Annotated in this window: 11 protein-coding genes; 1 reads left to right on the top strand and 10 read right to left on the bottom strand. The window is 61.2% G+C overall.

What is annotated here, in order from left to right:
• Nucleotides 1-242 precede the first annotated feature (242 nt).
• Entirely contained in the window at nucleotides 243-1,367 is a 1,125-nt protein-coding gene (locus ABIZ35_RS08820; RefSeq protein WP_348219520.1) for an acyl-ACP desaturase, read from the bottom strand.
• A 396-nt stretch (nucleotides 1,368-1,763) separates the two neighbouring features.
• Nucleotides 1,764-3,608, bottom strand: a complete 1,845-nt coding sequence (dnaK, locus tag ABIZ35_RS08815; RefSeq protein WP_348219519.1) for a molecular chaperone DnaK — start codon at nucleotides 3,606-3,608, stop codon at nucleotides 1,764-1,766.
• Between the two features lie 245 nt (nucleotides 3,609-3,853).
• On the opposite strand from dnaK, the gene ABIZ35_RS08810 reads away from it, so the two are divergent.
• On the top strand, nucleotides 3,854-6,967 hold the full coding sequence (locus tag ABIZ35_RS08810) for an ATP-binding protein (protein ID WP_348219518.1): 3,114 nt from the start codon (nucleotides 3,854-3,856) through the stop codon (nucleotides 6,965-6,967).
• A gap of 63 nt (nucleotides 6,968-7,030) precedes the next feature.
• Here ABIZ35_RS08810 and ABIZ35_RS08805 read toward each other — a convergent pair whose 3' ends face one another.
• The 8 genes from ABIZ35_RS08805 to feoB all read right to left on the bottom strand — a co-directional run.
• A complete protein-coding gene (locus ABIZ35_RS08805) occupies nucleotides 7,031-7,858 on the bottom strand; it encodes a DUF4397 domain-containing protein (protein ID WP_348219517.1) in 828 nt (275 codons plus the stop codon).
• A 99-nt stretch (nucleotides 7,859-7,957) separates the two neighbouring features.
• On the bottom strand, nucleotides 7,958-8,743 hold the full coding sequence (locus ABIZ35_RS08800) for a tetratricopeptide repeat protein (protein ID WP_348219516.1): 786 nt from the start codon (nucleotides 8,741-8,743) through the stop codon (nucleotides 7,958-7,960).
• Entirely contained in the window at nucleotides 8,727-9,308 is a 582-nt protein-coding gene (rsfS, locus tag ABIZ35_RS08795; RefSeq protein WP_348219515.1) for a ribosome silencing factor, read from the bottom strand. The genes ABIZ35_RS08800 and rsfS overlap by 17 nt, the downstream gene beginning before the upstream one ends.
• Before the next feature lie 99 nt (nucleotides 9,309-9,407).
• The gene (locus ABIZ35_RS08790; protein WP_348219514.1) at nucleotides 9,408-9,710 is read right to left on the bottom strand and encodes a hypothetical protein; all 303 of its coding nucleotides are present in this window, start codon (nucleotides 9,708-9,710) and stop codon (nucleotides 9,408-9,410) included.
• Nucleotides 9,711-9,810: 100 nt separating this feature from the next.
• Nucleotides 9,811-10,512: a sulfite exporter TauE/SafE family protein gene (locus ABIZ35_RS08785; RefSeq protein ID WP_348219513.1), complete on the bottom strand. Its 702-nt coding sequence runs from the start codon at nucleotides 10,510-10,512 to the stop codon at nucleotides 9,811-9,813.
• Nucleotides 10,513-10,516: 4 nt separating this feature from the next.
• Nucleotides 10,517-10,930, bottom strand: coding sequence for a FixH family protein (locus ABIZ35_RS08780; protein ID WP_348219512.1), 414 nt, complete (start codon nucleotides 10,928-10,930; stop codon nucleotides 10,517-10,519).
• Nucleotides 10,927-11,175, bottom strand: coding sequence for a hypothetical protein (locus ABIZ35_RS08775; RefSeq protein ID WP_348219511.1), 249 nt, complete (start codon nucleotides 11,173-11,175; stop codon nucleotides 10,927-10,929). The genes ABIZ35_RS08780 and ABIZ35_RS08775 overlap by 4 nt, the downstream gene beginning before the upstream one ends.
• A 19-nt stretch (nucleotides 11,176-11,194) precedes the next feature.
• Nucleotides 11,195-13,219, bottom strand: a 2,025-nt coding sequence (gene feoB / locus ABIZ35_RS08770; protein ID WP_348219510.1) for a ferrous iron transport protein B, incomplete at its 5' end; no start/stop codon positions are given.

Genomic DNA, 13,219 nt, shown 5'->3' with positions numbered 1-13,219 from the left:
TTCTTTACTAAACAGTGGGCCGCAGCTGTCTGAACGACAAGAACGGCCCAAATCGCCTCAAAGATCGCAGCTGGCTTGAGAAAGGGCACTTTCCGGCACCACTTCTAGAAGTGCACGATGTCCACCTTCGTGGACTCCAGAAACTTGTCGATTGCGTTTCTTTTCTGGAGTGCCCGGAGGGGCACATCGTGCACTTCTAGGCGCGACTTCAGTCGCCGGCTATCCGAGATGGGGACTAAATCCTACTCCACCGTCGGAGGTGTCGCTTTTGCGGGCCACTCGGGGTTGGGCTGGAAGGGGAAGGGATCGATCTCGGCTCGGCCCATGCTGGATTCGAAGTCGGTGATCTTGTCGTGGAGGCGCAGGACGTTGCGCTCGGCTTCGCCGGCGTCGAAGGTGTCCCAGAGGGCTGTCAGACGCATGTTGCCGTTCGGATCGGGGATCGCGCGGGCGTGCTTCAGGCCGTTGTCGAGGGCCTTGCGGCCGGCGACCGTGAGGTTCTCAAGAACGGGGGCGATCACATCGCGCTGGAAGATGCGTGGGCCATAGGTTCCGGCGCGGTAAATAGTTTCGGAGACGACCTGCCAGTTCGGGATGATGTCCTGCGCGGGCATCGCGAAGTGGGTGATCACGTCGTGAATAGCGCCGAGCGTTTCTTCCGGGAAGTAATAGAGGAAGAGACGCGCGCCTTCCAGGAAGAAGGCGTAGTGGGCGGCTTCGTCCACGGCGAGCGTGGTGCAGGCGCGGGCGAGAACGGGGTCGGGCGCGCCGGAGGCAAGGACGCCTTCGCCACGGGCGATCTCGGCGAACTTCAAATAGTTGACCTGCGTGGCGCGCTCCTGGAAGACGGTGTAGACCAGCATGTGCAGGGCGTCGTCCCACGGAAGGGTCCAGTTGTTCACGCGCAGCTGCCACTTGTAATGCTCGATCTGCGCCGGAGTGCGTCCGCGCGAAAAGAGCAGGGCGTTTTCCCATGTGTCGCCGTGGCGCTCTTCCTCGGCGCCCCAGCGGAGCTGGAAGTTTGAGCGCCCGTTGGAGCGGCGCACGACACGCAGAATTTCGGAGGTATAGTCCGGTGCGTACTGCTCGACGGCGAAGTATCCCTCAATCAGCTGCACGACATCTTCCGTATGATCCGTGCGCATGTCTCGCCAGGCGAACGACGTGTCCGGGTTCCAGTTGCGCAGGCGCTGGGAGCGGTCTACGTACCAGCGGTACAGTGCTGAAAACGCGCGCTCGATCAGACGATGGCGCTCCTCGCTGCTCAGCAGCGTCACGGGGCAGTCTCGGGGCGCGTCGGGGAGCATATCGGGCGGGAGAAGCGCGTCGCGAAGGCTGCCATTGCTCAAAGTGGGTATGACCGTCATGGGTAAATTCTTCTAAGTCCTTAGGTTTTGCGCAGCGGTCCACGCCATCGTCGCTGCATGGTTGGCGTTTGCACGCCAAGGCCGCAATCGTCGCTATCTTTTCAGATTATTGTGAATGGATGAAAGATTATATCCGATTTCACGACTTTTGACCCATTTTCGCGCTGAGGAGCGGAAATCAGCCGGGAATCGCGCGAATCCCCGACGAAAGGTGTCGGAAATAATAGTGACATATTCCCGATGAACAGTCAATCCCCATTTTGGCGTATTTCACGGGAATGATGCGCGCCAACGTAAAAAAAGGCCGGAGCGCGCCGCGCTCCGGCCGTGTCGTCTCTGATTATCCCCAGCCCCCTCTTCCAGAATTAGGAGAGGGCTGAGGTGAGAGCCGCGATCTTATTCGCTCTTGAAGTCCGCGTCGATCACGTCATCGTCGGCCTTGGCCTGCGCCTGACCTTCGGGCGTTTCGCCCTCGTGGTGGCCGTTGGCGCTGTCCGCTCCGCCTTCCGCCTGCTTGTACAGGATCTCGCTCAGCTTGTAGGACGCCTGAACCAGAGTTTCGGTGGTCGACTTGATCTTCTCGATGTCTTCGCCCTCCAGCGCGGACTTAACGTCGGCGATGGCGCTCTCGGCGGTGGCCTTCTCGTCGGCCGGGGCCTTGTCGCCCAGGTCCTTCAGAAGCTTCTCGGTCTGGTAGACGGCCTGGTCCGCCTGGTTGCGGGTTTCGGCCTTCTCACGGATCTCAGCGTCCTTGGCCGCGTTCTCCTCGGCTTCACGCACCATGCGCTCGACTTCCGACTTGTCCAGGGCGCCGGCGCCGGAGATCATGATCTTCTGCTCCTTGCCGGTGGCCTTGTCGCGGGCCGAGACGTTCACGATGCCGTTGGCGTCGATGTCGAACGTGACTTCAACCTGCGGGACGCCCCGCGGGGCCGGCGGCAGACCCGTCAGCTGGAAGTTGCCCAGCTTCTTGTTCTGCGAAGCCAGAGCGCGCTCGCCCTGGTAGACCACGACATCGACTGCCGTCTGGCCGTCGGCCGCCGTCGAGAAGGTCTCGGACTTGCGGGTCGGGATCGTCGTGTTGCGATCGATCAGCTTGGTGAACACATCGCCCAGCGTCTGAATTCCGAGGCTCAGCGGGGTGACGTCCAGCAGGACGACATCCTTGACTTCGCCGCCCAGAACGCCGGCCTGGATCGCGGCGCCGACGGCGACGACCTCGTCCGGGTTGACGCTGCGGTTCGGCTCTTTGCCGCCGCCGAGCTTCTTGACCAGTTCCTGAACGGCCGGAATACGGGTCGAGCCGCCGACGAGGATGATCTCATCCACGTCCTTCGCTTCGATGCCGGCGTCTTTCAGCGCCTGGTTGAAGGACTGCGAGGTGCGGTCCACCAGATCTCGGGTCAGGTCGTCGAACTTGGCGCGGGACAGGTTGACGTCCAGGTGCTTCGGTCCCTCGGCGTCCGCCGTGATGAAGGGCAGGTTGATGTTGGTCTGCACGACGCTGGAAAGCTCGATCTTGGCCTTCTCGGCGGCTTCGCGCAGTCGCTGCATCGCCTGCTTGTCCTTGCGCAGGTCGATGCCCTGCTCCTTCTTGAATTCGTCCGCGACGAAGTCTACAATCCGGCTGTCGAAGTCATCGCCGCCGAGCTTCGTGTCGCCCGCAGTGGAGCGCACTTCGAAGACGCCGTCGCCCACGTCCAGAACCGACACGTCGAAGGTGCCGCCGCCCAGGTCGTAGACCAGGATCGTTTCATTCTTCTTCTTGTCGAGGCCGTACGCCAGGCTTGCGGCGGTCGGCTCGTTGATGATGCGCAGAACTTCCAGACCGGCCACTTTGCCTGCGTCCTTGGTCGCGTTGCGCTGCGCGTCGTTGAAGTACGCGGGAACGGTGATGACGGCTTTGTCGACTGTTTCGCCCAGGTACTTCTCCGCGTCCGCTTTCAGCTTCTGAAGGATCATCGCCGAGATCGCCTCAGGGGAGTAATCCTTGCCGTCGACGGTGACGCGGTCATTGGTGCCCATCTTGCGCTTGATGGAAATGATCGTGCGATCCGGGTTCACAACCGCCTGGCGCTTGGCCGCGTTGCCCACAAGTCGCTCGCCGGTCTTGGTGAAGCCGACGATCGACGGCGTGGTGCGGGCGCCTTCCGCATTCGCGATAACGGTCGGCTCTCCGCCTTCGAGGATCGCGACGCACGAGTTGGTCGTTCCCAGGTCAATTCCTACTGTTCGTCCCATAAACTTTTCCGCCTCCTATTGGTCCCGACAAGTGAAAATCTTGTAACGGGTTTATTATATCTCTTGAGTGTCTTGCTGTCAATACTCTTAACGGTTTTCTTTCGAAAACTGTTCCCAATATTTTCCCTTTTCTCACATCCGACCGTTTGGCCGCCCTTCGCCCTCCAGAGAGCCCTGACGAAATCCGACAATGAACGATAGGATAACCGCGTCAATTTCTCGGGACGCGGCCGAAAATACGAATTATGATCGCGCGACAACAAACATTTTGGGACTGGAAGACGATCGTTTTGACGATCGTGGGAGCACTTGTGACGGCGCTGGGTGTCTGTGTGCAGTTCGGCTGGCATACGCATAATCTCTGGATCCTGCAAATCCAACCCGCGTTTACACCTATGGTCTACACGACGGCGCTTTGCTTTACGTGCTGCGGCGCGTCGCTGCTTTCCCTGACGCTGGGGCGGGTGCGCCGGCTCGTGACGCCCATGGCGGTCTTCTCACTCATCGCCGGGCTCTCGATGCTCATCGAGCACGTTTTTCACATGAACCTGGGCGTCGATCAGCTGCTGATGCCTACGGGCGCCACGGTGGCGACGGCGACGCCGGGACGAATGGCCTGCGCCACCTCGATTTGTTTCGCGTTGGTCGCCACCTGCCTTCTTCTTCTTCGCTATCAGGGAGTACGGCGCTGGGCCGTGCTGACGGTCGGGGCGCTGAGCGCGGCGGTCATCGGGATTGGTTTGGTCGCGTTCTGCGGTTACCTGACGGGGGTGACGAGTTTTTACGCCTGGGGTTCTCTCGCGCGCATGGCGGTGCACACATCGATCGGATTTGTATTTTTAGGTTCCGGTTTGTGCTTGTACTCGTGGCGGGAGGAGGCGCGCAGAGGCGTCTCCCCCGCATGGCTGCCCTTCTTCGTCGGATTGGGGATCGTCACAGCCTCGTTCTGTCTTTATCAGGCCCTGATCGTTGAGCAGCGCCAGCAGATCGAGCGATTGAGCCGCCTGGAAGCGATCAACGTCCGCAACGAAATCACTTCTCAGCTTCAAGTTCGCACCGATGCGCTGCAGCTGCTGGCGCGTCGATGGAGCATTGAAGGGAATCTTCCCGAGCAGGAATGGAACAACATCGCCCAGCTTTACACGCAGCAGCATCAGGGCTATCAGGCGATCGAGTGGATCGACCGGAACTATATCATCCGCCGCGCTTATCCGCCCCTCGAAAACGAGCGGGTGATGAATATGGACTTGAAGCGACAGGCGGGAAGACAGGCGCTGCTGGATGAGGCTCGCGATCGGACGGATTTTTCCATCAGCCCAGTGCGCCAGTTGAAGCAGGGAGGGAAGGGGTTTCTGATCGATATTCCTCTTCGCTGTGGAGGTCGTTTCGATGGATTCGCCACGGGCGTTTTCCGCATGAACGATATTTTAAAGACGGCGATCAGCAGAGATATCACGCAAGGGTACTCGGTCGTCATTTACGACGGCGATAAAGAAGTCTACGCGCGCAATAAAGACCTTCGGGGCGCTGTTCCTCTGGACGCTCAAGAAGCGCGGCTGCAGTTCCATGGCGCCGCCTGGCGCGTCGTTGCATGGCCGCTCTCCAACACAATGTCGACGACCGAAGATTGGGCGCCGCTGATCGCCCTCTGGACAGGATTGGTGATGGCCGTGATCTGCTCCACCGCCGTAGGGCTCGGCCAGGCGGCGCGGCGCCAGGCCCGCGAGCTGACCGCGATGAATTCGGCGCTGACGCGTGAAGTGTCCCAGCGAGAGCTCGCGCTGCAGGCGATGCAGTCTTCCGAAAACAAACTGCTGTCCGTTACGGAAACGGCGAATGAAGCGATTGTCGTGGCCGACGGCGCCGGGCTTCTCGTTTCCTGGAATAAAGGCGCCCAGAGTATTTTCGGCTATCCGTCCGAAGACGTCGTCGGTCGGCCGCTGACGCTACTCATGCCGGAGCGCTTCCACGCGATGCACGCCCATGGGATGGAGCGGTTTCTGGCGACCGGGGAGGCGCATGTCATCGGCAATACCGTGGAGCTTGCCGGTATCCATCAAAACGGATCTGAGTTTCCTCTGGAGCTGTCGCTGTCGTCCTGGACATCCGGGGGTGAGATCTTCTTCACGGGCATTATTCGCGACATGACGGAGCGCAAACTGGCGGAAGAAGCGCTGCGGCAGGCGCGCGACGAAGCGCTGGCGTCGGCGCGGGCGAAGTCCGAGTTCCTCGCCAATATGAGCCACGAGATCCGCACGCCGATGAATGGCGTTCTGGGCATGACCGGTCTGCTTCTGGAGACGTCGCTCAGCGCGGAGCAAAGCGACTATGCCGCCACCATTCAAGGCAGCGCCGAATCGCTCCTCACCATCATCAATGATATTCTCGATTTTTCCAAGATCGAGGCCGGCAAGATGGCGATCGACCCGACGAACATGCGCTTCGGCGACATCGTCGCGGAAATCGTGGACCTGCTGTCGCCGCGCGCCGCCGCCGCCGGTTTGACGCTCGGTTACAAAGTTGCGCCGGCGGCCCGGGGCTTCTACTGGGGCGACGGCTTGCGGATCCGGCAGGTCATAACCAACTTTGTCGGCAACGCTCTCAAGTTCACTGAGGAGGGAGGCGTCGCGATTGAGGTCGGCGAAGTCAGCCGGGACGAGGATCGCAGCCTCCTGCGTATTGTCGTGCGCGACACGGGCGTCGGCATTCCAGAAAACCGGCTGGAGGCTGTCTTTGAAAGCTTCACGCAGGTGGACGGCAGCACGAGCCGCCGCTACGGAGGCGCGGGGTTAGGTCTGACGATCTGCCGGCAGCTCTCGGAGCTGATGGGCGGTCGGGTGGGCGTGGAAAGCCAACTCGGAACCGGAAGCTGTTTCTGGCTGGAGCTGCCTCTGGAGCGCCGCGCCGCCGGCTCGGTCTTGCCCGCCGCCGGGGCGTCTTCCGAGCAGATCACGAGTGTGTCGCTCGGTTTACGCGTACTGGTTGCCGAAGACAATCCGATCAACCAGAAGCTTGCGCTCAAGCTGCTGGAAAAGTGGGGATACCGCGCGGACGCCGTCACCGACGGCCGCGCCGCCGTGGACGCCTGGACCCGCGGTTCTTACGATGTGCTCTTAATGGACGTGCAGATGCCTGAGATGGACGGCTTGCAGGCGACGCGCGTGATCCGGCATTTGGAATCTTTGACAGAGGGACGCACGCCCATCATCGCGATGACCGCCAACGCCATGGAGGGAGACCGGGAGCTGTGTTTGGACGCCGGCATGGACGATTATCTGTCCAAGCCGATCAAGCCGGCGCAGCTTCAAGGGATGCTTCGGGGATTGGAAGACGCCGCCGGGGAAGTGCTGGCCGCGTAATCTCAAAATAAAAACTCCCCCGCTTCTTCTCCATGTGTTTAGAGAAGAAGCGGGGGAGTTTTTTTAGTTCTGCACCAGCGTGAGGCCGTACGTCGTGACGACGGGCGGGGTGGCGGGCGTGTTGCCCGGGGAGGCCGCGCCGGTCGGCTCGGTCACGACGAGGGTGTACGAACTGCCGGCGCTCAGATTGAGCGTCTTGGCGGGAACGATCACCGTGGTTGTGCCGGCGGCGTTGACGGAGAAGGAGGGCGCCCCGGCGGTCACGGGGACATCCACGGTGGATGTCCCTGTCGGATTGTACACCAGGTTGGTCAGGCCGGCGGGAGCGGATCCATTGACGAGGACATCCACGGCGGGAATGTCGGGGCCGGCGACGAGAACGCGCACATTCGCCTGTCCGACCGGCGGAATGTTCTGGTTATCGGGCAGCACGATCACGTTCAAATAATGAGCTGTGTCCAGGTCTGAGAAGTCGGAGGTGAGCGGCGTCTTCACGTCGCGCCGACCGACCAGGTACGCCGTGTATCGCTGCCCGTCCGTCACATCCATGTGGATCACGGGCAAAGGAGCGGCTGTCGTCGTCGACGTGGTGGGATCGGTATAGAGAGGGAGAGTCAGATAGGACCTGCCCTGAAATGAGGAATTCTTCGCTTCCACAAATTGATAGGGGGTGGGAGCGCCGTACTGTGAATTCGTCGTGCTGATCGGCGCCCCGTTCACCAGGACGCTGCCGGCGTCTTTATTGCTATTTGCCGTATCGAGAACATTGGTCGCGACATCAATGGTGCGGACCTTAGCCGAGGGCTCCGTGCCGCTGCCGCTGCAGCCCGAAAGCGCCGTCGCGGCCGCGAGGATCAATCCGGCCGCGGCGCGGCGTGTGTTTTTCTGCATCACTAGTGAAATGCTCCTGTTGCTGAAATAATCGGTCGTTCGCTGTGCTGCACGCAAAACGGGTGACGCTTCGTTAGAGCGTCGATCCCAGCGTTTGTTTCAGTCATTTCCACGTCCCGCGTCGATTACGGCGAACAGCCAATCGACAGTCGAGACAAACGCCAGAAACCAGAAAAGCCCGCCGATAGGCGTGGCGCCTCCTGCGGCGTGTTTCGGGGCCAGCATGCTGCTGACGTCCTGAAGGATGTTCTTGGTGTCGGGCAGCATTAGGATCAGAAGGGTGACGAGGCAATAAACGCCCATCAGAACCGCGCCCTTGACGTATGCTCCCTGCATGATCTGGCCGAGGCCCGGCAGCAGCGCGGATGCAAACGCCGCGATGTTATTGCCGGCGCGCGCCAGCGGCGCGGAGCTTGTGTCCTGAAGAGTTTGGAACCCCCCGGCGGCTTCCGTGGCGCGCAGCGCGGTGCGTCCGAGTTTCAGTTCCGCCGTGGGACGGCCCGGTTCGATCTTCAGGGCCGTGCGGTACGCCGAGCATGCTTCAGCATACTTGCCCAGATACGCCTCAATATCGCCTAGGATCTCATGCGCCGGGGCGTAACGCGGCAGTGCGGTCAGCACTTCGTTCACGCCCTGCCGCGCTTCTTCCGCGCGCCCGCGTCGGAGATTGATGCCGGCGGCGGTCAGCTTCTGCTCCACCGCCACCCGCGACATCGCCGCGCCGGGCTCGATGGGAGAGAAGTTGGGAGCGTCCGCCTCGGTAGAATCCTGAGGCCGGCTTGCGGCTGGGCTCGGCGTCTGGCCGCTGGAAGCCGGCGCCGCGCCGGAGAGCGGCGGGGAGCCGGCCTGGGCGCGCGGCGCGTCGTCGTTAGGCGCGGGGACCATCCGTGTGATCCTTTTCGTCCGAATCGAGGGCGGTCAGTTCGTCTTCATCGTCTCCGCCGTCCAGCGCTTCGTCCAGGTCATCTTCGTCGAAATCGTCTTCGTCCGTGTCGTCTTCATCCGATCCTTCTTCGTCGGATCCTTCTTCGTCCGATTCATCCCGCGCGTGCGCATCGTCGCGCAGGGCGGCGGAGATGGGAAGGATGACGGTTCCGGTTGGGTCGGCGACGACTTCGCGGGTCCAGAGTTTCTCTAATTTATAGTGTTCGCGTTCGGTCTCGGACATGACGTGCACGATGACGTCGCCGTAGTCGACCACGATCCAGGTCGCCTCGGAGTACCCTTCCGTGCGATGCGCCCGAATACCGTTCTCTTCCATGGCTTCAATGACGCCGTCCGAGATCGACCGGATATGGATATTGGACGTGCCCGAACAGATGATGAAGAAGTCCGCGATCAGCGTTTTGCCGCGCAGATCGATCTCCGTCGAATAGTTCGCTTTTTTGTCTTCGGCGGCGGCGACAATAATGTCCCGCTTCTGCTCGGATGTGAGCGTAGATGGTTTCAAGGACTGCGTTTCCTCCTGCTGATAGGCAATAGTATACCCTATTCACAAAAAGAGAGGGCGGACGCCGAAGCGTCCGCCCTCATCGTAAGCCTCAAAAGGCTACATTTTGCCATCCATTTTGTGGCCGCCGTCCATCTTATCCATCTTGCCGCCATCCATCTTCTTGTCCATCATTTTATGATCGGACATTTTCTTGTCCATCATCTTTTTGTCCATCATCATCTTATGCTTCTTCATCTGAGCCGCCGTCATCTTCGGCGCCATTTTGTGGCCCATCATCTTATGTCCGGCCATCTTGTGGTCGGTCATCTTCTTGCCCATCATCTTATCGGCGGCGAGGGTCGGGTGGATCGCGATGAGCGTGAGCGCGGCGGCGGCGAGCGCGGTGATCTGCTTGTTCATGAAAGGGTTCCTCCAAGTTGTCTGGTCGGCAGGTGAAATTTTGTTTGCCATGCGCAGTAGCAAACGACTTGGGGAGAAAGTTCCATAGGATGGGAGATTATTAAAATTGACCCCAGCCGCGCATCAAAAACGCGATTCCCATCGCGGCCATCAGCGCGGCTGAGACGCGCGCCATGCCCAGGCGAAACTTTGGACGCGTCAAAAGACCGCCGAAGACTGCGTTGCCGAACAGGCCGAGGGTGAGGAGCCCGGGGATGGTGCCGAGGCAGAACAGCGCCATGGTGAGCGCGCCCTGCGCCGGGCCCTGGGAAAGCGCGCCGAGGAGCAGGGCCTGGTAGGTCAGTCCGCAGGGGAGCAGGCCGACGAAGACGCCGGTCATCAGCGGCTTCCAGACATTCTGCGACTTCAGGACTTTGACAAAGAGCTTTCGTCCAAAACCGCCGCCCGCGCCCAGCACGTCCGGCTCCGGGATCCGAAACCAGGGGACGATGCCCGCGAAGCCCAGCGCCAGCCCAATCAGCAATATCCCGGCGACCAGACTGATCACGCCCTGCGCGGAGGCCCAGCGGTGAGTGATGTCGCCGACGAGGCCGCCGATCGTCCCTAAGATCACCAGCGAGACCATTCGCCCGCCGTGAAATAAGACATGGCGTTCGGGATGGATGAACCGGCGAGTGGATCCTTGCGCGGCGAGACCGGAGTAGGACGCCACGAAGACGCCGCACATGCCGATGCAGTGGGTGAAGCCGCCGGCCAGGCCCCAGGAGAAAACGAGCCAGGGAATGGCGTGCGTGGGGTTCATGGGATTACTTTACCGTGATGGGGAAACTTCGGACGCCGCTCTGCTTGCCGCCCTGGGCCGTGACGCGCGCCTGCCAGTCGCCAGCCATGGTGAACCGTCCCGTTCCGGAGTACTCCCCGGGCTTGGTCTGTCTGCACACGATTTCGTTCTTTGGCATCTCCATAGAAGGCATCGTCAGATCTACGTTAACCGTGGCGTCCCGTAACGGCTCGCCGCGCTCATTGCCTGCGATGACGGTGAACGTAGCAGTATCCAGTTGGCGGGGTGGCTCAGGAGAGACTTTTAGCTGAATCTGAACGCCGCCCGCCGCCGGCAAAGCGACGGGCGGGGGGGACGATGGAGCGGGCGGAGTGGTCTGGTGGCAGCCCGCAAGAATGAGCATGCTTGCGGCCGCGCAGGCAAGAGATTTGAATGTCATGAGTGTGAGGATGGCCGCCGCAGATGCGCGGGCGGACGCGTTTGCAGCTGGATCAATTGGGGCTTCCGGTCTTCGGGCTTGACGCTGGCGGCGTTGCCGCACCCGCCGCAGCCCGGGCACCCGCCGCCGCTTTCACCGGGCGTATTGCGAAAGGCGAGCAGTTGTCCCAAAATCCGTTTGCCGACCATCACGGCGGCGACGCCGACGATGGCGAACGCTCCAATTGTTTGTGCGTCGATATGCATCTCGAACCTCCCGAACGCGTTAGCGCAGGCCCCAGTGCAGGGCCATCCCGACTTGATAGACGATAAAGGTCGTGAGCCACGCCAGAGCGGTCATATAGCCTGTCATGAAGAGCGGCCATTTCCACCCGTTCGTTTCTCGTTTCACAACAGCGATGGTAGACATGCACTGCATGGCGAGCACATAAAACACCATGACACAAACGGCGATTAGCGGCGAGAAGTAGGGATCCGCTTTCAGCTTCTTCTCCAGCGATCCCGAGATCTCCTCCGCATCGCTGTTCTTATCGCCGACACTGTAGATCGTGCCCATGGAGCTGACAAACACTTCGCGGGCGACGAACGAAGAGACGAGGCTGACGCCGATGCGCCAGTCGAAGCCCAGCGGGCGGATCAGCGGCTCGATCAAGTGGCCCGCCTGACCGGCGTACGAATGCGCCATCTGCTGCTGTGGCGGGGCGTCGGGCGCCTTCGGATAGGAGGTCAGGAACCAGAGTACGATGCTGACTGTAAGAATGACCGTGCCGGCGCGCTGCAAGAACAGATACGCGCGCTCCAGCATCGTCATCACGACCGTGCGGACGCTGGGAGTATGGTAGGGCGGCATCTCTAAGAAGAAGACCGGCGACGGGCCGCGCAGGAGCGTCTTCTTGAACAGCCACGCCATACCGAACGCCGCGATCATTCCCAGGAAATACATGGCGATCATCGTCAGGCCCGGCAGCGTGAATATCCCGAGGACGCGCTTATTGGGAATAAACGCGGCGATCATCAGCGTGTAGACGGGGATACGCGCCGAGCAGGACATCAAGGGCGCCACTAAGATCGTGACGAGGCGCGACTTGCGGTCATCAATGGTGCGCGTCGCCATGATGCCCGGGATGGCGCAGGCGAACGACGAGAGCAGGGGAATGAACGACTTGCCGTGCAGCCCGACCTTGGACATGACTTTGTCCATCAGAAACGCCGCGCGGGCCATATAGCCCGTGTCTTCCAAAAGGGCGATAAAGAAGAACAGCAGCAAAATCTGCGGCAGGAATGTGATCGTGGTGCCGACGCCGGCAATAACGCCGTTGACGAGCAGATCCTGAAGCGGACCCGCCGCCATATGCGTGTTGACGAAATTGCTGAGGGCGCTTACGCCCATCGCGATCCAGTCCATGGGGAGGGACGCCCAGCTGAAGATCGCCTGGAACACCAGCGACATCACGCCAAAGAAGATCACGTAGCCCCAGAACTTATGCGTCAGGACTTTGTCGAGCTTGTCGGTCAGGTTGGCGACGGCCTTGCCGGGCTTCTTGACGGCCTGCGCGCAGATCTTGCGGACCCACTCGTAGCGCGACTCGATCAGTGTGCTGGAAAAATCGACGCCCTGAGCCGTCAGGTTCGCTTTGTCTTTCTGAACATGCTCCAGAATGGGCTTGGGCCAGCGTCCGATCTCTTCCGGGCGGGGCGTGTCCTGCATCAGCAGACTGACGGCTTCGACGGCGCTTTGCCGCGGCTTCAGCCCCGCCTGGTCCTGAAGCATCAGCGAAAGCTCGTCGATCTCATCTTCGACCGGCTTGGGGAGCGTCCAGATACGCTGGGCGGGCGGCGGCGTATTTCCCAGAACGGCGATGGCGGCGCGCAGCGTGTCCAGCCCCCGCTTCTCGGAAGCGAGCACAGGAATGACCGGGACGCCGAACAGCTTGCTGAGCGTGTCGGGATCGACCTCGTGCTGCATTCGAGCGGCGACATCGGTCATGGTCAGCACGACGACCATCGGCAGGCCGAGCTCCAGCAATTGCGAAGTCAGGTAAAGGTTGCGCTCGATGTTGGCGGCGTCCAGCACGTGGATCACGCCGCTGGGCTGCGCGACATCTCCTTGGTGTCCAAGCAGGACATCGCGGGCGATGGCTTCGTCGGGCGAGCGCGGGGTAAGGGAGTAGAGGCCGGGCAGGTCAATCAGCGCGACGGACTCGCCGTCGGCGAGCCGCACGCGGCCTTCCTTCTTCTCAACGGTCACACCAGGATAGTTGCCGACTTTTTGGCGCAGGCCGGTCAGAGC

Origin of the sequence: Capsulimonas sp. (assembly GCF_039929585.1) — a bacterium.
Taxonomy (GTDB): domain Bacteria; phylum Armatimonadota; class Armatimonadia; order Armatimonadales; family Capsulimonadaceae; genus Capsulimonas.
This window is presented reverse-complemented; position numbering and strand designations above follow the sequence as displayed.

Excerpts from the sequence above, each read along its gene's own strand:
- ABIZ35_RS08820 (WP_348219520.1), bottom strand. The coding sequence starts at position 1,367 with ATGACGGTCATACCCACTTTGAGCAATGGCAGCCTTCGCGACGCGCTT.
- dnaK (WP_348219519.1), bottom strand. The coding sequence starts at position 3,608 with ATGGGACGAACAGTAGGAATTGACCTGGGAACGACCAACTCGTGCGTC.
- ABIZ35_RS08810 (WP_348219518.1), top strand. The coding sequence starts at position 3,854 with ATGATCGCGCGACAACAAACATTTTGGGACTGGAAGACGATCGTTTTG.
- ABIZ35_RS08805 (WP_348219517.1), bottom strand. The coding sequence starts at position 7,858 with ATGCAGAAAAACACACGCCGCGCCGCGGCCGGATTGATCCTCGCGGCC.
- ABIZ35_RS08800 (WP_348219516.1), bottom strand. The coding sequence starts at position 8,743 with ATGGTCCCCGCGCCTAACGACGACGCGCCGCGCGCCCAGGCCGGCTCC.
- ABIZ35_RS08790 (WP_348219514.1), bottom strand. The coding sequence starts at position 9,710 with ATGAACAAGCAGATCACCGCGCTCGCCGCCGCCGCGCTCACGCTCATC.
- ABIZ35_RS08785 (WP_348219513.1), bottom strand. The coding sequence starts at position 10,512 with ATGAACCCCACGCACGCCATTCCCTGGCTCGTTTTCTCCTGGGGCCTG.
- ABIZ35_RS08780 (WP_348219512.1), bottom strand. The coding sequence starts at position 10,930 with ATGACATTCAAATCTCTTGCCTGCGCGGCCGCAAGCATGCTCATTCTT.
- ABIZ35_RS08775 (WP_348219511.1), bottom strand. The coding sequence starts at position 11,175 with ATGCATATCGACGCACAAACAATTGGAGCGTTCGCCATCGTCGGCGTC.